This window comes from Colwellia chukchiensis (genome assembly GCF_002104455.1).
Lineage (GTDB): Bacteria > Pseudomonadota > Gammaproteobacteria > Enterobacterales > Alteromonadaceae > Cognaticolwellia > Cognaticolwellia chukchiensis.
The window spans coordinates 43,355-64,852 of the sequence record NZ_NBOC01000018.1; the positions used below are offsets into that span (position 1 = coordinate 43,355).

General features: G+C 40.8%; 18 protein-coding genes and 2 rRNA genes. 11 read left to right on the plus strand and 9 right to left on the minus strand.

All coding sequences use genetic code 11. The features are described 5' to 3' along the window. Nucleotides 1–92 precede the first annotated feature (92 nt). Nucleotides 93–317: a hypothetical protein gene (locus tag B6K83_RS15755; RefSeq protein WP_085285826.1), complete on the minus strand. Its 225-nt coding sequence runs from the start codon at nucleotides 315–317 to the stop codon at nucleotides 93–95. An 85-nt stretch (nucleotides 318–402) separates the two neighbouring features. After that, a complete protein-coding gene (locus tag B6K83_RS15760) occupies nucleotides 403–870 on the minus strand; it encodes a hypothetical protein (RefSeq protein ID WP_085285827.1) in 468 nt (155 codons plus the stop codon). A 297-nt stretch (nucleotides 871–1,167) separates the two neighbouring features. On the opposite strand from B6K83_RS15760, the gene B6K83_RS15765 reads away from it, so the two are divergent. From B6K83_RS15765 to B6K83_RS15780, 4 genes are all read left to right on the plus strand, one after another. After that, entirely contained in the window at nucleotides 1,168–2,448 is a 1,281-nt protein-coding gene (locus B6K83_RS15765; protein WP_085285828.1) for a CinA family nicotinamide mononucleotide deamidase-related protein, read from the plus strand. Nucleotides 2,449–2,653: 205 nt separating this feature from the next. Next, a complete protein-coding gene (locus B6K83_RS15770) occupies nucleotides 2,654–2,980 on the plus strand; it encodes a hypothetical protein (protein ID WP_085285829.1) in 327 nt (108 codons plus the stop codon). A 24-nt stretch (nucleotides 2,981–3,004) separates the two neighbouring features. Next, a complete protein-coding gene (locus B6K83_RS15775; protein ID WP_233144058.1) occupies nucleotides 3,005–4,705 on the plus strand; it encodes a DUF342 domain-containing protein in 1,701 nt (566 codons plus the stop codon). Nucleotides 4,706–4,744: 39 nt separating this feature from the next. Further along, nucleotides 4,745–5,518 (plus strand): DUF2884 family protein, encoded by a 774-nt coding sequence (locus tag B6K83_RS15780; protein WP_085285847.1) that lies wholly within the window; start codon nucleotides 4,745–4,747, stop codon nucleotides 5,516–5,518. 508 nt (nucleotides 5,519–6,026) lie between these two features. Here B6K83_RS15780 and B6K83_RS15785 read toward each other — a convergent pair. Then, a complete protein-coding gene (locus B6K83_RS15785; protein WP_085285830.1) occupies nucleotides 6,027–7,676 on the minus strand; it encodes an electron transfer flavoprotein-ubiquinone oxidoreductase in 1,650 nt (549 codons plus the stop codon). Nucleotides 7,677–7,960: 284 nt separating this feature from the next. On the opposite strand from B6K83_RS15785, the gene B6K83_RS15790 reads away from it, so the two are divergent. The 4 genes from B6K83_RS15790 to B6K83_RS15805 all read left to right on the plus strand — a co-directional run bounded on the left by B6K83_RS15790 (nucleotide 7,961) and on the right by B6K83_RS15805 (nucleotide 10,934). Continuing rightward, nucleotides 7,961–8,713, plus strand: a complete 753-nt coding sequence (locus B6K83_RS15790; protein ID WP_085285831.1) for an electron transfer flavoprotein subunit beta/FixA family protein — start codon at nucleotides 7,961–7,963, stop codon at nucleotides 8,711–8,713. After that, nucleotides 8,710–9,636: an electron transfer flavoprotein subunit alpha/FixB family protein gene (locus tag B6K83_RS15795; protein WP_085285832.1), complete on the plus strand. Its 927-nt coding sequence runs from the start codon at nucleotides 8,710–8,712 to the stop codon at nucleotides 9,634–9,636. Before B6K83_RS15790 ends, B6K83_RS15795 begins: the two co-directional genes overlap by 4 nt. Before the next feature lie 132 nt (nucleotides 9,637–9,768). Continuing rightward, nucleotides 9,769–10,116, plus strand: a complete 348-nt coding sequence (locus tag B6K83_RS15800) for a translation initiation factor (protein WP_233144062.1) — start codon at nucleotides 9,769–9,771, stop codon at nucleotides 10,114–10,116. 29 nt (nucleotides 10,117–10,145) lie between these two features. Further along, nucleotides 10,146–10,934: a response regulator gene (locus B6K83_RS15805; RefSeq protein WP_085285834.1), complete on the plus strand. Its 789-nt coding sequence runs from the start codon at nucleotides 10,146–10,148 to the stop codon at nucleotides 10,932–10,934. Nucleotides 10,935–10,956: 22 nt separating this feature from the next. On the opposite strand, the gene B6K83_RS15810 is transcribed toward B6K83_RS15805, so the two are convergent. Then, nucleotides 10,957–12,522 carry a sigma 54-interacting transcriptional regulator gene (locus tag B6K83_RS15810; RefSeq protein ID WP_085285835.1) on the minus strand — a complete coding sequence of 522 codons (1,566 nt, stop codon included), beginning with the start codon at nucleotides 12,520–12,522 and terminating at the stop codon, nucleotides 10,957–10,959. Nucleotides 12,523–12,818: 296 nt separating this feature from the next. Here B6K83_RS15810 and megL point away from each other — a divergent pair, with 296 nt between their 5' ends. Beyond that, nucleotides 12,819–14,003, plus strand: coding sequence for a methionine gamma-lyase (gene megL, locus B6K83_RS15815; protein ID WP_085285836.1), 1,185 nt, complete (start codon nucleotides 12,819–12,821; stop codon nucleotides 14,001–14,003). Nucleotides 14,004–14,174: 171 nt separating this feature from the next. On the opposite strand, the gene B6K83_RS15820 is transcribed toward megL, so the two are convergent. Both B6K83_RS15820 and ylqF read right to left on the minus strand, forming a co-directional pair. Then, nucleotides 14,175–14,606, minus strand: coding sequence for an HIT domain-containing protein (locus B6K83_RS15820; RefSeq protein ID WP_085285837.1), 432 nt, complete (start codon nucleotides 14,604–14,606; stop codon nucleotides 14,175–14,177). A 290-nt stretch (nucleotides 14,607–14,896) separates the two neighbouring features. Further along, nucleotides 14,897–15,838 (minus strand): ribosome biogenesis GTPase YlqF, encoded by a 942-nt coding sequence (gene ylqF, locus B6K83_RS15825; RefSeq protein WP_085285838.1) that lies wholly within the window; start codon nucleotides 15,836–15,838, stop codon nucleotides 14,897–14,899. Between the two features lie 420 nt (nucleotides 15,839–16,258). Here ylqF and gdhA point away from each other — a divergent pair, with 420 nt between their 5' ends. Further along, nucleotides 16,259–17,611, plus strand: coding sequence for an NADP-specific glutamate dehydrogenase (gene gdhA, locus B6K83_RS15830; RefSeq protein ID WP_085285839.1), 1,353 nt, complete (start codon nucleotides 16,259–16,261; stop codon nucleotides 17,609–17,611). 166 nt (nucleotides 17,612–17,777) lie between these two features. Further along, nucleotides 17,778–18,485, plus strand: a complete 708-nt coding sequence (locus tag B6K83_RS15835; protein ID WP_085285840.1) for a phosphoglycolate phosphatase — start codon at nucleotides 17,778–17,780, stop codon at nucleotides 18,483–18,485. Here the strand turns inward: B6K83_RS15835 and B6K83_RS15840 are convergent. The 3 genes from B6K83_RS15840 to B6K83_RS15850 form a co-directional block, all read right to left on the minus strand. Then, nucleotides 18,456–19,943, minus strand: coding sequence for an FAD-dependent oxidoreductase (locus B6K83_RS15840; RefSeq protein WP_085285841.1), 1,488 nt, complete (start codon nucleotides 19,941–19,943; stop codon nucleotides 18,456–18,458). The genes B6K83_RS15835 and B6K83_RS15840 overlap by 30 nt on opposite strands. Before the next feature lie 1,083 nt (nucleotides 19,944–21,026). Then, nucleotides 21,027–21,141 (minus strand): 5S ribosomal RNA (gene rrf, locus B6K83_RS15845). Between the two features lie 249 nt (nucleotides 21,142–21,390). Then, nucleotides 21,391–21,498, minus strand: a 23S ribosomal RNA gene (locus B6K83_RS15850); the annotation flags it as partial.

Consider the following 21,498-nt stretch of genomic DNA (forward strand, 5'->3'; position numbering starts at 1 on the left):
CTAATACGGCAATGCGACAACTGTGCCGCACATACGTTTGCTTGTTTTGTTAGTATTGAGCGGCTGAATTAAAGTAAGAGTTCAACTCAGGACTATTGACTTTCACTGATGCCATATTTCTTTTTTAATGCCACAATAAACGACTGATTATTAATAATAAAATCATCAAACTCTTGGATAATTTCTGGGTAATGTATACTCGAGAAGTGAAACGCATATACTTCATGTTTTATCTGCTTATTCAGTACGACGCTCTCGTGACTTTTTCCTAATCGAGCTAAGTTATAGTTAATCACATTCTTATCGATGTTAACCACATCGATATTCCCATGTAATAAATGCTTAACCAGACTATAAGCTGAGTCTTCTTCAATAACAGTAAGCGTTCCATTGCTAACACGGTCATACCAGAGCGTTGGAAAAAAGCCTAAGATTGTGCCAAGGCGTTTTAGTTCTTGGCGAGGTAAATTTAGATTTTTTTTTCAGCACATAACTGCCTGCCATTAAGTGTAATACCGGCTGACTATAGTTAATGTCCAATTTACTGGTTTGCGCCGAGCGCCATCGCCTGTTATCAGGAAACTTAAAATCTATTGCATCTTCTAAATACCATTTATCAAACCTTTTCAAAGGTAATGCAATAAATTTAAACGAGTAGCCTTGCTGTGAAAAAAATGTCGTCAGTAACTCTTGGGTGAAACTTTTTTGCTCTAACGCTTGCGGTGAGAAATTATAAAGTGGGAAATAATCAATGTTTTCGACGCCAATAATATACTCTTTGGCTAAACTTGTGCTGCTGCCAATATAAAAAGTGACTAAACAATACGTCAAAAGTGCCGACCATGATCGGGTGCTTTTAAGTGTTTGCAATTATCACCTCATATTATCTGCGATTAACTCAATGATAGTGTAAATATTGCTAACAGTCACAATACTTAACAATGCTCATTTGCATACTTTACAAACTATACCACGCTTTTTTCTTAAACACAGCACTGCCTTTACCCAGCACCTTATTGTCTAAAAACCTCAATAGCTCGCTATTAGCCTACTCAAACATGACCAAAAGTTGCAAAGCTTTACCTTAATACACTTTAGTAAATAGACAGCGCATTTATAAAAATTTTTGGTTACTATATTGCCAAGACAATGAGGACTTTGTGCACAATGAAGATAAATGTGAGCCTGCTACTAACCGGCGATGAATTAATGAATGGCGATATTATTGATACTAACTCACTAATGATTGCCACAAGTTTGAGTAATATTGGCTTAAAGGTGAACAAAAAAGTCACGCTTGGCGATGATATTACATTGTTAAACACTGAGATAAAACAACTAAGTCAATCATCAGATTTACTGATCATTAATGGTGGCTTAGGGCCAACAGTTGATGATTTAACATCACAAGCATTGGCTGATGCAGGTGGAGTTAAATTGCAACTTAACACTCAGGCGCATTCCCACCTAAAACAATGGGCAAAGCGACGTAACATTACACTTAACGAGCCAAACTTAAAGCAAGCATATTTACCTAGCGGATGTGACATCATTGCCAATAAAAATGGCTCTGCCGTCGGTTTTAGCATGACATTAAATAACTGTCTTGTGATTTGTACTCCTGGCGTACCAAGTGAATTAAAAACTATGCTCAGCGATGAAATAGTACCAAACCTGGTCAACGTTTTTCGCTCTTCGGCTGAGCACCCTATCTGCCGATTGCAAACGTTTGGCATTGGCGAATCAAACTTACAGGCACTGATTGATCAGCAAATACCCGATTGGCCTGCAGAAATCGCTATAGGTTTTAGAGCTGCGATGCCAATACTTGAAGTTAAACTATGTCCGCAAAATAAAACCGGTGAACATTTATTAACTGTATATCAAGCTAAGCTTTGTCAGCTTTTAGGCGACCACGTATTAGCGGTAGGGGCAAGTGATAAAATAACGCTTGCCGAGTATTTAGTCCCCCTGTTATTAAAGTCAAAACAAAAAATAACTGTGGCTGAGTCATGTACTGGCGGCTTAATTGCAAGCCAAATTACTGCTATCGCGGGTTCATCTGCTGTTTTTGAAGCCGGTTTTGTCACCTACTCAAATCAAATGAAAAGCAAAATGCTTGGCGTAGCAGCAACGACTTTACAACGCCATGGCGCCGTCAGTGAAGCAACTGTACTTGCCATGGCTCGGGGCGCACTTGAACGCTCCTCAGCCGATTTTGCCATTGCAGTCTCCGGCATTGCAGGCCCTAGTGGTGCTAGCAAAAACAAACCACTCGGCTCAGTTTGGGTCGCTTGGGGTAACAAAGAGTCATTACAAGCGAGATATTATTGTCTCCCGATGGCAAGGCAAGACTTTCAACAAGCTGTTGCAGCGCGTAGCTTAGACTTAATCCGCCGACTGATAATTGAGAGCAAAGAGTTGGCAAACTATAATCGTGTTAATTAGCCTTGCTTACTGATAAGTACAACAAGTCAGTTTTTAGATTGCTTAGTAATTCAATTCTTTATATATTTGAAGTGCTGTAAATAATATTAATTACCTTAGCCAGTGTCGTTATCAAACGTGGCACTGATTTTAATAAACCTAAAACCAACGTTTTGAGCGTTAATACATAAGCTAGCAAATTGCTGATCACCATAAGGAGAATGCTTTGAACGATAAAAACTATATTACCAGTGGCCGCAACACTATTATTCATAAAAACAAAAAAATTGATCTACTCGTGGTCAATGGCAGTCACCCCGTTGCTATAGTAACCCATAATGGCATAGGTATTTATTCTGGTGTCATGCCCAAAAAGCGCTCCGAGGCAAAGAAAGCCTATCAAGAAGTCGTTGATGTCAGCGCTGCTGAAGTCTTTGGTGAAGAAAAAACCTTAGTGTTTATTCAAGCCTTAGACAATAAAGAATATAAACTTGATTTTTCCAAAGTCGGCACAGCGAATTTTATCAAAGTTCATCAAGAAAATTATATCTAGAACAAAATTGAACTAGGTAAAATAGTGGAGTTATTGCGTGTGAGCAAGGTAAGCTTAGTTACTAATGATAAAAATAATATTGACCTAATACTGTCCCCGATAAAAACTAAAACACCGTTAACGGTAGATGATATCTATGAATTAATCGAGAGTTCTGAGTACAGTAATTTACACGTCAATAAAGGTAATGTTAAAAATGCCATAGCGGAACTTGAAAGTGTTTTAAAACCGCTACAAGAGAACCAACCTGGACGTGAAATAAAATATCAAGTACTTGAACGTCGTGACGCCACAATATCGATCACCATTGCACAAGATAATATGTCTGCATCTGCAGAAATATCTACCGCACGAGGCGGTAAACACATGAGTGCAAAAGCAATACTTAATGCTGCACAAGCTGCAAATGTTTGTAAAGGGTTTAGTAAAGAGCTATTAATCTCGCTAGCAAAACAAGCGGCTAAAGAGCCTGCGGGCTCTATCGTTAAAGGAGAAGTAGCACAAGGTAAATTACCCATAGACGGTAAAAATTCACGCATTAAACTTTTGGTAGAAAGTGCGCAAGATCGTATTTTAAAGCCGAAACTACTCGATGATGGTAGCGTTGATATGCGTGATCTGGGCGATATCATTTGTGTAAAAGTTGGCGAGCCATTGGCAAAAAAAATACCATTTACAGATGGCATTAAAGGCTACACAGTTACTGGTGAAGTTTTAGAGCCTACCCCGGGTGAAGACATTGATATGTACGTTGGCGATGGCACCTGCTTAAGCCCCAATAATCAAAGTATCTTAGTGTCAACTAAAGTAGGTTTACCTCGGATTGTTAAAAACGGTTTAGAAGTAGACAACATATACCAAACTAATAATGTTGATGTGAGTACAGGCCATGTTAAATTTGAAGGCAGTGTCATTATTAATGGTGATGTTTGTGAAGGCATGCAAGTTTCTGCGACGGGCGACATCTCCATTGGCGGTTTTGTTGAGTCTGCAACACTAGAGGCTGGCGGCGATATCACCATTGGTACTGGCATTATAGGTAAGAAGCAAGAAGTAGAAGGTTGTGAACTGGCAAACATTAGCATGAGTGTCAATATAAAAGCCGGCGGCAAAGTGTTTGCCAAATATAGCCAATACGCCAACATTGAAAGCAGCTCACTCGTAATTGAAAACCAAATGATGCATAACATAGTGAAAGTTGAAAAAACGCTATGGGTGGGTAACGAAGCCAAAGCTAATGGCAAATTAATTGCCGGTTATGTCAGCTGTGGCGAGTCTGTACATGCCGGTACCATTGGTGCTACTGCCGGCAGTATGACCATGATCACCTTTGAAGATAAGGTAAAAGAATACCTAAACAAGATTGATGAGATCGAAACAAAAATTGGCGCTGAGTCAGAAAAATGCTCAGAGCTTAAACAGGCGGCCAATAAACTAAGTAAGTTACCGAAAGAAAAAGCAAACCCTGAATTATTAGCTAAGGTCATGTCAACTTACCAGCATCAGGCGAAAAACATGGGCAAACTTTTGCTTGATAAGCAGTCACTTGAAGAGACATTACAAACTTATCTAAGCAGTGTTTATGTTGAAGCCACCGAAAAGCTTTATCACGGCGTGCAAGTCAATATTGCCGAATTTAATGAACGTACTCGCCGTGAGTTTGGCCCTAGTCGTTTTGTTTATAAAGACAGAAAAATTCATATTCAACCTGTAGTAACTAGCTAAACGATGAAACGAAAAATAGATACTTTTTGGGGTTATACCATGACAAACCTCACGCGTAGTTTATTCATATTGCTACTTTACGTCGGTTCAAGCAGCGCACAACAGTGTGATATAAACTTTAACTATGGCGTAATAATTGACCCCGCGCATGTGCGCATAGTTAACCACGGCCAAACTTATATACAAATTAACGGTCCGCACCAGCTATTTGTTAAAGGTCGTGAAATTACACTTGATAATGAGCAGCAAGCCCAGCTTAGTGAATATGTCAGCGGCATACGAGCACAAGTGCCGGCGATTGTTGCAATTGCCATTGAAGGGGTTGAACTCGGCTTAAAAGCTGTTAATAAAGTGATCAGTGGTTTAACGGGTGAAAACAGTGCCTCACATCAACAGTTTCAAGAAAAATTTGATGAAATGAAGTGGCGGTTGCGTGCTCGATTTAATCATAGCGATGAAAGCTATTATATTGCGCCCCAAGACTTTGATGATTTTGATCAGGTTTTTGCCGGTGAATTTGAAAAGGAAATTGAAACCATAGTTTCTGACTCTGTCGGCACCATTCTGGTTGCGGTAGGTGAAGCAATGACCCACCGAGAAGAGCAGAGTTCTGAGCAACGTGTTGAAACATTCGATCAACAGATTGAAACTATGGGGGATGATATTAAGTTTGATATCAGCAACCAAGCAAGCGCGTTAGAAGAGAAAGCCGCTAATATTTGTGCAAAGCTAGTAAAGCTTGACGATATTGAAAATAAACTACAAATCGGCATCCCCGCCTTAGCTGAGTTTAACTTAATAGAAACCCACTAAAGAGCTGGCATAAGTAATCACTTTTCGAGCAAACCTTTAACTGAGGGTGCTCAGACGTTATTCAGATATGCCAATGCACCAGCCAATGTTCATAACACTTTGTACGGCAAACTTAAGCGTATAGTTACTAACCTAGCTCAGGTTAGTAACTCAGCGTTGCGCTAAATTTTGTGCTGATATGCAAAGGTGAGCTTGATGGTAATAACAGGTTTCACTATGCCCTTCGCAATACTTATGCTAGTAAGGCTTACGAAGAATAAGTTGCGGCGCTGTTAATTTAATTAATTAGCGGCAATCGTGGCTTGTAAATATTGAATATTTACCACTAACAACATGCGACAACTAATTCTGTCCAAACAGCTTGCTTTGTCCGGACAGCTAATTTTTCCCATGCATATCACAGTTTCAGCACCTGTTGATGCTTAAAATTCAAGAAAAACCTGCGTAAGCGCTAAAAAACCAAAAAACCTGCACGCGCAGGTTTTTTATATTGCTATAAAAGCTAAAACTACATATTAGGGTAGTTCGGACCACCCGTGCCTTCTGGCGTTACCCAGGTAATGTTCTGGCTCGGATCTTTTATGTCACAAGTCTTACAATGCACACAATTTTGCGCATTAATAACAAACTTATCCCCTGCTTCGCTGTGTTCAACTTCATAAACACCTGCCGGGCAATAACGCTGTGCTGGCTCAGCATATTTGACCAAGTTAACACTGATAGGAATGCTACTATCCGCCAGTTTCAAATGGCAAGGTTGCTCTTCTTCATGGTTGGTGTTTGATAAAAATACTGATGACAGTTTATCAAAACTCAATTTATTATCAGGTTTTGGATAATTTATCACCGGCGCATCTTTTGCTAACTTTAATTGCTCATGATCTAAACTGTCATCTTTAAAATTAAACGGCAATTTACCGCCAAAGAAGTTTTGATCTATGGTGTTATATGCGCCGCCCCAAAAGGTACCGAACTTGTGCATTGCCGGGCCGAAATTACGGGTATTGTACAACTCATCATATAACCAAGAGTTTTTAAACTTATCCGCAAAGCTGGTCAAATCCTTACCACCTTCATCGCCAGCGCTTAATGCCTCAACAATAGCTTCTGCCGCCAACATGCCTGACTTCATCGCGGTATGATTACCTTTAATTTTGGCAAAGTTTATGGTGCCGGCGTCACAACCAACCAACAAAGCACCAGGCATGGTCATTTTCGGTAATGAATTAAAGCCACCTTTTGCCATTGCGCGTGCGCCATAAGATACGCGTTTTCCACCCTCTAGGTATTGGGCAATTTTAGGGTGGTGCTTATAACGTTGAAACTCATCAAAAGGGCTTAAATGCGGGTTGCTATAATTAAGATCGACAATTAAGCCAACAAACACTTGGTTATTTTCAGCATGGTATAAATAGCCACCACCATTAGTGTCTTTATCAAGCGGCCAACCTGCCGAGTGCACAACTAAGCCTTCTTGGTGTTTATCAGGGTCAATATCCCAAATCTCTTTAAAGCCCAAGCCATAATGCTGCGGTGACTTATCAGCATCTAGGACAAATTTAGCAATCAGCTCTTTACCTAAATGGCCACGACAACCTTCTGAGAAAACGGTATATTTAGCTTTTAATTCCATACCTGGCATAAACGAGTCTTTCGGGTTACCGTCGCGATCAAGTCCCATATCGCCAGTAATTACGCCGCCAACGCTGCCGTCTTCATTATAAATAATCTCTTGTGCTGGAAACCCTGGAAAAATCTCCACACCAAGTTGCTCTGCTTGTTCGGCTAACCAGCGACAAACATTGCCCATACTAACAATAAAATTGTTTTCATTATGCATGGTTTTCGGCACGCTAAAGCCGGGTAATTTAACCGCGCTATTTTCGCCATTAAATAAATAAATATCGTCACCAGTAACAGCGGTGTTTAAAGGGGCGCCCTGTTCTTGCCAGTCAGGGAATAACTCGTTTAATGCTCTTGGCTCAAAGACTGCGCCAGATAATATATGAGCACCAACTTCAGAGCCTTTTTCAACTACACAGACCATTAGCTCTTGCTCTTTTTCTTGTGCTAGTTTCATTAGTTGACAAGCAGTTGATAGGCCTGCAGGACCGGCACCAACAATTACAACGTCAAATTCCATTGATTCGCGTTCCATAACTTCTCCCATCATTCTATTTTTATGAAAAAATCAAACACCCGTTTGATTTTCAAACACCTGTTTGATACCATCAATCATTATAAATATTTTCTTGCTAAATACTATCCTGTATTGCACTTTTTCTTGATAATATTTATTTGAGCACAATTTGACTGACAATATACACAGGAAGACGTTGACGAATCGAAAATCTGCAAGTAGTCTTTCAATCCACTATTTTATAGCGCTAAGCTAAATTTCATTTGGTTTAGTCAAACAAGACAGCACAATCAGAGGCAACGATGAAAGTATTAGTACCCATCAAACGCGTTATTGACTATAACGTAAAAGTACGTGTTAAAGCAGACAACTCCAATGTCGATCTTGCTAATGTAAAAATGGCAATTAACCCGTTTTGTGAAATTGCAGTAGAAGAAGCCGTACGCTTGAAAGAAGCCGGCACAGCAACTGAAGTTATTGCGGTTTCAATTGGTGATAAATCATGCCAAGAGCAACTGCGTACCGCGTTAGCCCTTGGTGCTGATCGTGCTATTCAAATTGACACTGATCAAAATTTAGACTCAATAAACGTTGCTAAACTGTTACAAAAAGTTGTCGAAGAAGAACAACCTCAATTGGTTATTTTAGGTAAGCAAGCCATTGACAGTGATAATAATCAAACGGGTCAAATGCTAGCGGCGCTAACAGGCATGGCACAAGGCACTTTTGCATCTGAAGTTAAAGTTGAAGGCGATAAAGTCAATGTCACCCGTGAAGTGGATGGCGGCCTACAAACGCTAGCATTAAACTTACCGGCAATAGTCACCACAGACTTACGCTTAAATGAACCTCGCTACGCATCTTTACCTAACATTATGAAAGCGAAGCGTAAGCCTTTAGACGTTAAATCAGCTGCAGATTTTGGCATTGATTTAACAGCCCGCACTAATATTATTAAAGTTACACCACCAGCGGAGCGCCAAGCAGGCATCATTGTTGAAAGCATTGATGAATTAGTAGAAAAATTAAAGAATGAAGCGAAGGTGATCTCATGAGCGTTTTAGTATATGCCGAACACGACAATAATCAGTTAAAAGCTGATACCTTAAAAACTGTTGCCGCAGCACAAGCGATTGGTGGTGACATTCACCTTCTGGTTGCCGGTCATAATTGTCAGGCGGTTGCAGAAGCAGCGAGTCAAGTCAATGGTGTTGCTAAAGTCCTTGTTGCCGATAATGAAGCATACCAACATCAATTAGCCGAAAACATTTCTCTTTTAGTAACCGAATTAGCGGCAGATTACGATCATATCATTGCTACCGCATTAACAACCGGCAAGAACTTTATGCCACGCGTTGCGGCATTATTAGATGTTACACAAGTTTCTGACATTATTGCCGTAGAAAGTAGCGATACGTTTGTTCGTCCTATCTACGCAGGTAATGCCATTGCCACAGTTCAAAGTTTAGATAGCAAAAAAGTAATTACGGTACGTCCTACAGGCTTTGATGCCGTAGCAACAGATGGTAATGCTGAAGTTGTTGCACTAGATAAAGTAACCAACGCTGGTATTTCTAGTCATGTAAGCGATGAGCTTTCAGTCTCTGAACGCCCTGATTTAGGCGCAGCAAGCGTGGTTATTTCTGGTGGACGCGGTATGCAAAACGGCGACAACTTCAAATTACTAGAAGGTATCGCTGATAAGCTAGGCGCTGCTATTGGTGCATCGCGTGCTGCTGTCGATGCCGGTTTTGTACCAAACGATATGCAAGTGGGCCAAACGGGTAAAATTGTTGCACCTGACTTGTATATTGCCGTAGGTATTTCCGGTGCCATTCAGCATTTAGCGGGTATGAAAGACTCAAAAATTATTGTGGCAATCAACAAAGATGCGGAAGCGCCTATTTTCCAAGTTGCCGATTATGGTCTAGTAGCTGACTTATTTGACGCTCTACCTGAGTTAGAAAGTAAGCTGTAACCCTGCTTAGATAAAAAAACTCGTGTATAATAAAACCACTCTAGTAGTGGTTTTATTTTATCTAAGATTTATAAATATATGAAAAAAACGTTTTCCAACCTAAGCGACTTAGCTAGTGCCTTTGGTAAAGAGATTGATAATCCCCAAAGCACAGTTAACAATGCTGATCAAACTTTAGTATATTCTACCGCTGAAGGAAGAATTAAAGCCAATAGCAACAGCCCGGTTATTACTCCATCAGACGGTTATGCCAAAGTTCGTCGAGAAACAAAAGGGCGAAAAGGCAAAGGGGTTGTCACTATTTCTGGTCTTGGCATCGACAATAGCGCACTAAAAGCTTTAGCCAAGCAACTAAAAAAAACCTGTGGTACAGGAGGTAGCGTTGTTGGTGAGGTCATTGAAATCCAAGGTGATAAGCGTGAAGTAATAAAGTCAGTGTTAGAAGAAAATGGCTATAAAGTTAAGTTTATTGGCGGTTAAGCCTAAATAACATAAAAGCGAAAAATAAAATGAAGCCAAATGAACTTTCTTTACTTGTTGTTGAGCCATCGGATACACAACGAAAAATCATTATCAAAGAGTTAACACAGCAAGGTATAACCCAAGTCGCTCAAGCAAAAAATATTGCCGATGCCTACCAAAGCGCCAGTAAACACCCCCGCGATCTGATCACTAGTGCCATGCACTTTAGTGATGGTAGTGCCTTAGATTTGCTGCAAAAAATCAGAAATAATCCCGCCATTGCTGATACGCCATTTATGTTAGTGTCAAGCGAGCACCGTCGTGAACACCTAGAAGCGTTTAAACAGTCCGGGGTTATCGCCCTGTTGCCCAAGCCTTTTACCAGTGCCCATTTAGCAACCGCGATTCGTACCACAATCGATTTATTAGCAACCGATGAACTAGCGCTTGACTACTTTGACGTTCATCAAGTACGGGTGCTACTGGTTGACGATAGTCGATTGGCAAGAAACCATATTAAGCGCGTACTGAATAACCTTGGCTTAATAAAAATTACTGAAGCGGTTGATGGCAGTGAGGCGATCACACTGCTAAAAGCTAATATGTTTGATCTTGTCGTTACTGACTATAATATGCCCGAGGTGAATGGTAAGGCACTAACCCACTATATTCGAAATCAAAGCACTCAATCACACCTGCCGATACTCATGGTAACCAGTGAAAGCAATGATACACATTTAGCTAACATACTCACCGAAGGCGTTACAGCAATGTGTGACAAACCTTTTGAACCTGCACACGTAAAGCAAATTCTTTATCGGCTGTTAGAAGATTAATTGCTGTCACCAAGATTAACTATTAGCGTTTAATATCAAGTTGCCGTAGTTTCATGGCAATTTTGTTATGGGATACCTTTAAACGCTCCGCCAATTTACGCGTGGTCGGATAATATGGATATAAGCTGCTCAGCAGTTGCTTTTCAAACTTTACCTGCGCACTTGCCCAGTCTTGCACCTCATTATTAAGCACAAGGGGTTCATCAAGGCTCTGGTTTTCTTGATTAAACTGAGCTAGCGCTAGCTGAATATCGTGTGCTGATATATGACTTTTATCATTTAGCGCCACGCCCCTAAATAACACACTTTGCAGCTCTCTGATATTGCCCGGCCATTGATACGATGACAACAATTGAAAGGCATTTTCATCTATTGCTGGCTCAGGTAGGTTCATTTTGGTGGCAGCAATAGCCACAAAGTGTTGTGCAATTAAAACAATATCTTCAACACGATCACGCAAGGGTGGCGATGAAAGATTTAAAACATTTAACCTGTAGAATAAATCTTCTCTAAATTTTTCTTTGCTGATCATCGCTAATAAGTTTTGGTGGGTAGCACTAACAACCCTGACATTGGCCTGTAACTCTTTGGTACTGCCAAGGCGACGGAATTTAAAGTCTTGTAAAAACCTTAACAATTTCGCTTGCAGGTAAGGCGACATTTCCGCCACTTCGTCTAAAAATAAGGTACCGCCTTCTGCTAACTCTAATAAGCCTGGCTTGCCGCCTTTTTTGGCACCTGTAAATGCGCCGTTGGCGTAGCCGAACAACTCACTTTCTAATAAGTGCTCGGGTAAGGCTGCACAGTTTAACGCTAAAAATGGCGCTTGTTTTCTAGAACTAGCACTGTGCAATGCTCGTGCAATCAGTTCTTTGCCGGTTCCGGTTTCGCCCTGAATTAATACTGGTAATTCAAGTTCAGCGAAACGTGTTATCTGGGCTTTTAACAGTTGAATACTCGCCGATTGGCCAATGATATTATCAATTTCTTGTTCATCGCGCGTTTGCAGTATGGATATTTGCCGCCCCAAACTAGTGACTGATTTTAACGAAATAACCGCACCTAAGCTGTTTTCTTGCTCACTAATCGGACTGATTTCTGCGATATAGCTTTGACCTGCTATTTCAACGTTTTGTGAACTTAGCTTGTCTAATAGCGGTAGCGAAATATCAATATCTAGTAGCTTAGTGATCTTAAGCCCCTTAAACTTACCCGCCTCCATACTGCCAAGCCCTTTATAATTTATGTGCTTGCTCAAAAGCTGCTCACTCGCTCGATTAAACGCCATAACTCGCGCATTAATATCAATATCAATTATTGCATCTGGCAAACGATTGACCAAAGCTCTTAGATGTCGCTCACGACGTTCAGATGGCAGTAATTCAATTGTTTTGCACAGCTTGACCCCTGGCACCTGTATGAGTACTTGCTTTATGCACTCAAAGGGAACCGCTGTTTGCGCCAAGTGTACAAACATCAACTGTGAGCTAACTTCCAACGCTTGAATATTAAGTGATAAACCCGTGAGTGCCGTTAATATTTCTTGGCTCATTCCGATACGATCTTCAGATTTTATTTCTATGCGCACTTTCTGTCCTACTCGGGTTACGATCTGGCTGCTGTCATAACCATATTACATCGTAATAAAAATATGACAACAAATTTAGCCAACAAACAACCACTAAAGCGCATACACACGACAACTTACCTATGCTTTAATAGCATGGCTCGCCACGGTTGTAATATTATTATTACAACTGGGCTTAACCCACATTAATGTAAATCAATAACTCATTGTTTAATATGTGTTTTTATAAATGGCAGGGTAATTGCTACAGCAACGAGTAATCACAATATTTGCTTTCCACCATAGAAAGGTAACTCATGTCAGAACATAAAAATATTGAAACACAAGCCATTCATGCCGGTCGTATTAATGACCAACAATTTGGCTCTTTAGCTACACCACTTTATCAAACTTCAACCTTTATTTTTGACAATGCTCAACAAGGCGCAGATAGGTTTGCTGGCGAGGCCGAGGGCTACATTTATAGCCGACTAGGCAATCCTACAACACGACAATTAGAGATGCGCGTTGCTGCCATGGAAGGCATGGAAGATGCTGCGGCTACAGCAACAGGTATGGGCGCTGTTTCTGGGGCATTACTCGCAAACTTATCGGCTGGCGATCATTTAATTTCATCAAAAGCAGTTTATGGTTGTTCGTTTGCGCTAATGAACCATCAATTGACACGCTGGGGCATTGAGGTGACTTTTGTTGATATGGCCAACCCAGCTGAAATTGAAGCCGCCATCAAAGCTAATACTAAAGTGATCTTTTTAGAAACCCCAGTTAACCCAAACTTAGCCGTTTACGACTTAGCTACCATTGGCAACATTGCTCAGCAACATAACATTATTTCTATTGTCGACAATACATTTTTAACACCGGTGTTACAGCAGCCGAAGCAATATGGTATTGATATTGTTATCCATAGCGCTACTAAGTACTTAAATGGGCATGGTGATGTAGTTGCCGGTATCATTTGTGGCAGTCATGAGATGATCAACCACATTAAAATGACCGTATTAAAAGACATCGGTGCGACTATGAGCCCACATGACGCCTGGTTGATCATGCGCGGCTTGAAAACGTTACCCATTCGAATGGAGCGTCATTGCAGTAATGCACAAGTACTCGCTGAATTTTTAGAAAGTCATGACAAAGTATCACAGGTGTATTACCCTGGCTTAAAAAGTCATGCTGGGTATCAATATCTTGGCACGCAAATGAAAGCCGCTGGCGGTGTTATTGCTTTTGAAATAAACAGTGACCTTGCAGGCGGCAGCGATTTTATTAACCGCATGCAATTATTTTCCATAGCGGTGAGCTTAGGTGATGCCGAGTCGCTTATTCAACACCCAGCGTCGATGACACATTCACCCTATACTCAAGATGAGCGATTAGCCGCTGGGATCAGTGATAGCTTAATTCGAATTTCGGTGGGCCTAGAAAATGTCGATGATTTAATTGCCGACTTAAGCCAATCTCTTGCCTTGATTAAATAAGCTTAATCATCAACAACGCTTTACTGATAGCGAAAGTAAGCATACAGCTTCTATTACGCTGTATGCTATAAACAACTATAAGCTATCAGTAAGTGCGAGAAGCAGCTAACTCGCTGCTAAACTTTGCGGTTATTGGTAGCTAAAATTAAACTAACAAGCTTTAAACCGTAATTAATTTCCGTTAGACAATATCGCAGCAAGTTTTGGTAATATACGACTTTTGATATCAGCCAGTGCTTGTTCGGTATAAGGTGTTAAGGCTTGCTGGCCCCAGATAGGCTTTGGCCAACTAGGGTCGTTTTTAAAACGTACTATATGGTGTAAATGCAATTGCGGAACCACATTACCTAAAGCGGCAACATTCATCTTATCACCATTAAACTCTTGCATTAACACCTCACTCAACATACTTGACTCGTTTAAAAGTTGTTGTTGTTGCTGCCAGTCTAGTTGGTAAATATCTTCAATACCTTCTACTTTCGGCACCAATATAAACCAAGGATAGGCGCTGTCATTACACAAGAGTAATTGGCTAAGTGGTAAATCGGTTAACACAACGCAGTCGTTAGCTAGTTGTGGATGTAACTGAAATTGTTCTGTCATCTTGCTGTTCATTCCTTTTTTAATTTTCGGCGTATTGATCTTTCAGGACTGTTTTTTCAGCCGTTTGTTTGGCCTTTATACAAGGCTGAGCCTGTACATTGTAGTTATTCTACTCACACAAGCGACAACGTAATAAAAATGCCAAACAAATGCTGTCCAATGGATTCGTTTGAACGCGATTTCCACTTTGTTACTCGTTATTCATTTGGAATAACCAAACTTCATGCCAAGTGCCGCGATCAAATCACGTTCAATTCGAAAAAAATTCAATCTCGAAAGGTCAGCACGCCCTAACGTTTATTACGTCGACCTCGACCTCTGGCAAGTTTTTTTGCTTCTCTAGCCGCTATTTTTTCTGCTTCGAGTTTTTCAAAATATATCACTTCTGCCGTCACCATTTCAGGTGTTTCAAAGCTGATCGCCCCTAAAGTTTTATCGCGTATTTCATTAATTAATATTTCTGATGCTTTATGAAAGTCAATATGACCGCCACTTTTAACGCAGCCTCGGCGTTTACCAATCGCTTCAATGAGTTCAACCTCTTGTTCTGGCAGCTCAGTAATTTTATAGCGTGCTTTTAGTCGCTCAGGGTATGCTTGTAACAAATACTCTGCGGCAAAACAGGCAATTTCTTCATGATCAAAAGCAGTATCTTTAACCGCACTGGTTACGGCTAAACGATAGCCACTGTTTTCATTGACAATTTTAGGCCAAAGCATGCCAGGTGTATCATATAGGTATAAACCATCTTCTAAACGAATTCGCTGCTGGCCTTTAGTTACTGCCGGCTCATTACCAACTTTGGCTTTTGCTTTACCTACCAATGTATTTAGTAAAGTCGATTTACCAACATTTGGAATCCCCATGATCACAGCGTTAATTTGTTTACCTGCTTCATCTTTATTCGCCGCTAATTTACGGATCATATGAGGTATGGTTTTGGCCATAGCCGGTGACTCTGTCGATAGCGCAATAGCATTAACATTGTGCTGAGACTGTAGATAGTCAAGCCATAACTTAGTCGTATCAGGATCAGCTAAATCTGCTTTATTTAAAATCTTAATTAGCGGTTTGTCGCCGCGAATTTCAGTGATCATAGGGTTTTCACTACTAAAAGGCAGACGAGCGTCACACACTTCTATCACCACATCAATTTGCGGTAGAATTTCTTTAATTTCTTTTTGGGCTTTGTGCATATGCCCAGGAAACCATTGTATGCCCGATCTACTCATCAGCTAATTTAACCTTAATTTTTTATCCCTATTATAATAGGCTTGTATGGAGTCTTGAGTAATTTAGACATTCAATTACTGCTATTGCGCTATAGTTTACACCATTAGCTGGCATTTGTTTTTCCTTAAACGCGAAAAGCAGACAAATACAATATTTAGCCTACCCTAACAATTCAAAACACTTCATAAAAATAAATACAATCTCAATTTAATGGCATAATTACCCAAAAAATACATTTAAAAATTACTGTTCATATTCAAAAAAACGTCTCACATCACAGTTATTTTTTCCGACTATAAATAGAATAAATAATAACTTTACCTGTAAAAGCGTTAACTTAGAAGGTCACATTTAAGTTTATCAAAACCAATCAAGCCCTCCTTTTCTTACTAGCGCCGATTTTTAAGGATTACATAAATATGTCATATATACATAAGACAATTACTGATTTACAGCAAACCAGCCCAGCACAAGCGGAATTTTATCAGGCGGTAGAGGAAGTCTTAGATTCGCTAGCCCCCATTTTAGAAAGCAACACTCATTATCAACAACAAGCCATCATTCAACGCCTAGTTGAACCTGAGCGGCAAATAATGTTTCGTGTTCCTTGGGTCGATGACCAAGGTAATATCCAAGTAAATAAAGGCTATCGGGTGGAGTTTAATTCAGCGCTAGGTCCATATAAAGGTGGCTTACGATTTCATCCCAGTGTCAATGCCAGTATCATTAAATTTTTAGGTTTCGAACAGATATTCAAAAATGCCCTAACTGGCTTGCCAATTGGCGGCGCTAAAGGTGGCTCTAATTTTGATCCTAAAGGTAAGTCAGATGGCGAGATCATGCGTTTTTGTCAATCCTTTATGACTGAATTGTACCGCCATATAGGCCCTACTACTGATGTGCCGGCCGGAGATATTGGTGTCGGCGCGCGTGAAATTGGCTATATGTTTGGTCAATATAAGCGCCTAACCGGCCGATACGAAGGGGTTTTGACCGGTAAAAGTTTACTTTGGGGTGGCTCATTAGTGCGTAAAGAAGCCACCGGATACGGCGTAGTATATTTTGCCGAGAATATGTTGGCGGTCAACAATGACAGTCTAAAGGGCAAACATTGTTTAGTATCTGGCTCTGGTAACGTCGCTATTTACGCCATCGAAAAGCTCTACCAACTCGGAGCAACCCCAGTTACCTGTAGCGACTCAACCGGCACTATCTATCATCAAGCAGGTATAGACTTAACTTTATTAAAACAACTAAAAGAACAATCAAAAACGAGTCTAAAAGCTTACCTTGAATACTATAAAGACGCGCAGTTTATTGCCCTTGGCGACTATCCAGATGACGGTCATGCAGTCTGGCGTTTCAACGCAGATGCAGCATTTCCTTGTGCGACACAAAACGAATTAACCTTAGCGGATGCCCAAGCGTTATTGATTAATGGTTGTAAACTTGTCAGTGAAGGGGCCAATATGCCTTCCACGCAAGACGCCATTAACGCCTTTATTGAAGCTAAAATTTGCTACGGTCCAAGCAAAGCGGCGAATGCGGGTGGTGTCGCAACCAGTCAGTTAGAAATGGCACAAAATTCCAGTATGCAAGCATGGTCATTTGAACAGGTTGATCAAAGGTTACAAACGATCATGGAAAATATTTTTCAAACGGCCCATCAAACCGCAGTAGCTTTTGAACAGCCGGGTAACCTTGTTTTAGGTGCTAACATCGCTGGCTTTAAACGCGTTGCAGATGCAATGCTAGAGCAAGGTATTGTTTAAAGGTAAGTCATTTATTGACCAGTAAAGCCAAGTTTGCAAGGTCAGCCATCTAATATACCGGCCTTTAAAACCTGAAAGCATAATAATTTAGCAAAACTACTAGCTAAACCTAAGCTGCGCTGTGTAACATCTCACTTAATATAACGCCTAACTACAGGAAGCTTAAATGAAGCCGAAAAATAAAACCCTATTATTGTTTGATCTTGATGGCACCTTGGTTGATAGCGCGCCCGATCTGGCCGCAGCGCTCAACCAAATGCTAGTCGCGCTAGGGTTTAAAAGTTTTGCTGAAAAACTTGTTCGCACTTGGGTGGGAAATGGCGCACAAACCTTAGTTGAACGCGCATTGCATCACGCTATAAGTAATCAGGTACAGGAAACTGAGCAAGCAAATGATATAGCGGTAAATACAGCCTTAGCGATTTTTTTACAAAATTATCAACAAAACTTATGTGTAAACTCTGTTTTATACCCTGGCGTTAAAGCAACCTTATTGGCTTTAAAAAAACACGGTTATCGATTAGCTATTGTCACCAACAAACCGATCGCCTTTGTTGAGCCTATATTGATTGGTTTAGGACTTAATGACTTATTTGAATTATTATTGGGCGGTGACAGCTTAGCAGAGCGTAAGCCGCACCCTCTCCCTCTTTTACATTGCTGCGACCAGCTAAACAACAAGGTGGAACACTGCATCATGATAGGTGACTCTAAAAACGACATCTTGGCGGCAAGGGCGGCCAATATGGCATCTATTGGTGTAAGCTATGGCTATAACTATGGCGAAGATATTAGAGATTATCAGCCAGATTGGTGCCTAGATACATTCAGTGAGTTAGTCCCTTTACTTATCGAAAGTGACAATTTTTGCTAATGCTTCTGGGTAACCACGTTGGCGAGCAAACTGCATCGCTCGCCTCGTCACTTCTGTGGCGTTGCATTGTAAGGTTACAGGAAAATAATGCTGATGCAAATAGTCGCCAACTTGTGCTGTATTTACGATCCCAACATCGATTAAATTTTCTAAAATAACGTCAGCAGCAGATAATGCTGAAGAGGCTTTCACTATTTCGGCTCGCGCATAATGCCGGCCATAAAAAGAAACATCGGCGGCGCGTAAGCTAGCATCATCACCCGGAATTTGCTGCGCACCAAACAAGGGCTTAGCCGCCACCTTTGCTTGTGCAAAATGCGGAAAATACTGCGCAAGATGTCCAATAGAGCCAAGTGTTCTATCCTTTGCTAACTCAAGCGGCCATTGTTGTTCAATTTTCTTAATAAACCGGCTTGGCAACGCTGGCTGTGCGCTCGCAGTGCCGCTGGTTACTAGGCCTTGCTCAAATAAGGTAATATCTGGGGTCATACCATGTAATTGAAAATAACCGTCCGGATAAGGTGTTAATTGTGCCATGCCATTAGGCGTGCCACGTTCACCATAAACCACCACCTCTGGCCAAAGGCCCTGGCATTGCGACCAGTTAGCAACATAAGCGGCTTTAAATTCAACCATGCGTTGTCGTTTGGCTTGCAACATGTCATCAATCTCACCGCTTTTAAAACCGCAAGCATTGACGACATAATCGAACTCACTAACAATTTCTCTATTTGCGCTATCTTTATACCTTACTCGCCACTTGCCATTGCTATAGGGCTGTTTAATATCAATAACCTTATGGTTAAGGTGTAATCGGCAATGAGTTAGCTTTTCACTTGCCAATGTTGCAATTGCCGCCAAACGAAAGGCTGACCAACCATACTCTTGCACTAACAGCACTGGAAACTTTAATGTTTCTAAATTGACTTGCTGAGCAAAAGCAACCAACCAATCATCTTGACTACTAATCTCTACGGGTAATGGCTGCTTAGCGAGCTGCTCTAGCGTATTGCGTTCATATAATTGAAAATAGTGCTCTACATCACCCAACACCTTATTAGTAACGTCGAGCTCAACTAATTCAGCATAACGCGCACGAAGCTTTATTAAACGCGGCAATAAATCAGTCACTTCACCATGATCTGTCTTAGGTAAGGCAATAACCGTAGGTCGAAAGTTGATGCTATGCGGAAACACTTTTACGGTATCAATAGCCTGTTGTAATAACAAAAGACATTGTTGATCCGATATTTCTCGGTATAGATTGCCTCCAGCGTGTAAATGACAAAAAGGCGGACCATTAACTAAGCTATCCCCTTTTTCTATCAAGGTTGTATCTATGCCTAATTCAGCAAAACGTAAAGCCATCGTTGAGCCAGCAACACCGCCACCTATGATGGCAACCTTTGAGTTAGAGTTTTTTATGAGCTGTTCAGATGCAGTTAAATTGCTATTCATAGAGGTTAGGATAAAAGAGCTTTCAATGACATATTTTACTTCGTCAAAGAAGATTTAAAAAGCGTTTCTTGAGGTACTTAACTAAAATAGCGTTAGATTTCAAACGCTCCGATATAATCTATAAACTTAAAGCGATATGTCGTTCGATTGGTTTTAGTTTTTACTGAAGACGGACTGAAGTCCGACCTACAAAACAATGACTTCATGTAAAATAAGCACCCGCAGGTCCTTTGTAGGTTGGACTTTAGTCCATCAGGTGAAATGAAATTTAACGTTTTTTTCAATATAAATTGACGATAAACGCCTGGGAAAAAATACCTACTGTAAATGCTTGTGGCCTATCACGTTAATAATCACTTGTTTATCGGTTGACGGACTAAAGTCCGACCTACAAAACAATGGCTTCACCTTGGATAAGCACCCGTAGTCCCTTTGTAGGTTGGACTTTAGTCCATCAGGTGAAGTGAAATTTAACGTTTTTTTCAATATAAATTGACTATAAACGCTTGGGAAAAAGTACCTACTGTAAATGCTTGTGGCCTATCACGTTAATAATCGCTTGTTTACCGTTTGACGGACTGAAGTCCGACCTACAAGACAAATGCTCTATCAAGCTAATCACTCTCTGAACGGTTGACGAACTGAAGTCCGACCTACAAAATAATGGCTTCACATGAGATAAGCACCCGCAGGTCCTTTGTAGGTTGGACTTTAGTCCATCAGGTGAAATGAAATTTAACGCTCGTTACGATAAAACGCGATTAAGGAAATAATCGGTCTATTAACTCCCAGAAAGCAAAAAACCCGTAGCCTTAGCTACGGGTTTCTCTTAATAGAAGCCTAGCGATGACGTGCATGGATGCGCTAATGCCGAGGGCACATGGATGTGCAGGAACGGCGCCGCTCTCACATAAAGAGAAGAACACCCACACGCTTTTTACCACCGGCGCTACTGCGTTGCACTGCTGCATCTCTTGGTATAGCGAATGGGATCAGGTGGGGCCACAGTGCTATTGTCACTATTTTTTGTGATTTAAAATGCAAAAAACCCGTAGCCTTAGCTACGGGTTTCTTTTAATAGAAGCCTAGCGATGTCCTACTCTCACATGGGAACTCCCACACTACCATCGGCGCTAACACGTTTCACTGCTGAGTTCGGAATGGGATCAGGTGGTTCCATGTTGCTATTGTCGCTAGACAAAATTTTCTTGTTAGATATTACACTTAACAAGTTACAATCTTGAAAGCTTTTATAAATACATTTTAATTTCTTATTCACACGATATGTACGTGATAGTTCTTTTCAGAATCTTGTCAAACCTTGACTGAGGTAAATCGCTTAGTAACGACGTAATTCAAACTGACGTGTAGGGTTTCTACACGAGGTTTTCATTACTCAGTTAGTAAGTGATGTTAACCAGTCAATACAAAACCACTTGGGTGTTGTATGGTTAAGCCTCACGGGTAATTAGTATTGGTTAGCTCAATGCCTCGCAGCACTTCCACACCCAACCTATCAACGTTGTAGTCTCCAACGACCCTTTAGGGAGCTTAA

What these genes read in the sequence shown, in the direction of transcription:
- ylqF (WP_085285838.1), bottom strand. Translation starts at nt 15,838, where the DNA reads ATGAGTAGATCGGGCATACAATGGTTTCCTGGGCATATGCACAAAGCC.
- B6K83_RS15790 (WP_085285831.1), top strand. Translation starts at nt 7,961, where the DNA reads ATGAAAGTATTAGTACCCATCAAACGCGTTATTGACTATAACGTAAAA.
- B6K83_RS15765 (WP_085285828.1), top strand. Translation starts at nt 1,168, where the DNA reads ATGAAGATAAATGTGAGCCTGCTACTAACCGGCGATGAATTAATGAAT.
- B6K83_RS15835 (WP_085285840.1), top strand. Translation starts at nt 17,778, where the DNA reads ATGAAGCCGAAAAATAAAACCCTATTATTGTTTGATCTTGATGGCACC.
- B6K83_RS15805 (WP_085285834.1), top strand. Translation starts at nt 10,146, where the DNA reads ATGAAGCCAAATGAACTTTCTTTACTTGTTGTTGAGCCATCGGATACA.
- B6K83_RS15780 (WP_085285847.1), top strand. Translation starts at nt 4,745, where the DNA reads ATGACAAACCTCACGCGTAGTTTATTCATATTGCTACTTTACGTCGGT.
- B6K83_RS15820 (WP_085285837.1), bottom strand. Translation starts at nt 14,606, where the DNA reads ATGACAGAACAATTTCAGTTACATCCACAACTAGCTAACGACTGCGTT.
- B6K83_RS15795 (WP_085285832.1), top strand. Translation starts at nt 8,710, where the DNA reads ATGAGCGTTTTAGTATATGCCGAACACGACAATAATCAGTTAAAAGCT.
- megL (WP_085285836.1), top strand. Translation starts at nt 12,819, where the DNA reads ATGTCAGAACATAAAAATATTGAAACACAAGCCATTCATGCCGGTCGT.
- B6K83_RS15840 (WP_085285841.1), bottom strand. Translation starts at nt 19,943, where the DNA reads ATGAATAGCAATTTAACTGCATCTGAACAGCTCATAAAAAACTCTAAC.
- B6K83_RS15785 (WP_085285830.1), bottom strand. Translation starts at nt 7,676, where the DNA reads ATGGAACGCGAATCAATGGAATTTGACGTTGTAATTGTTGGTGCCGGT.
- gdhA (WP_085285839.1), top strand. Translation starts at nt 16,259, where the DNA reads ATGTCATATATACATAAGACAATTACTGATTTACAGCAAACCAGCCCA.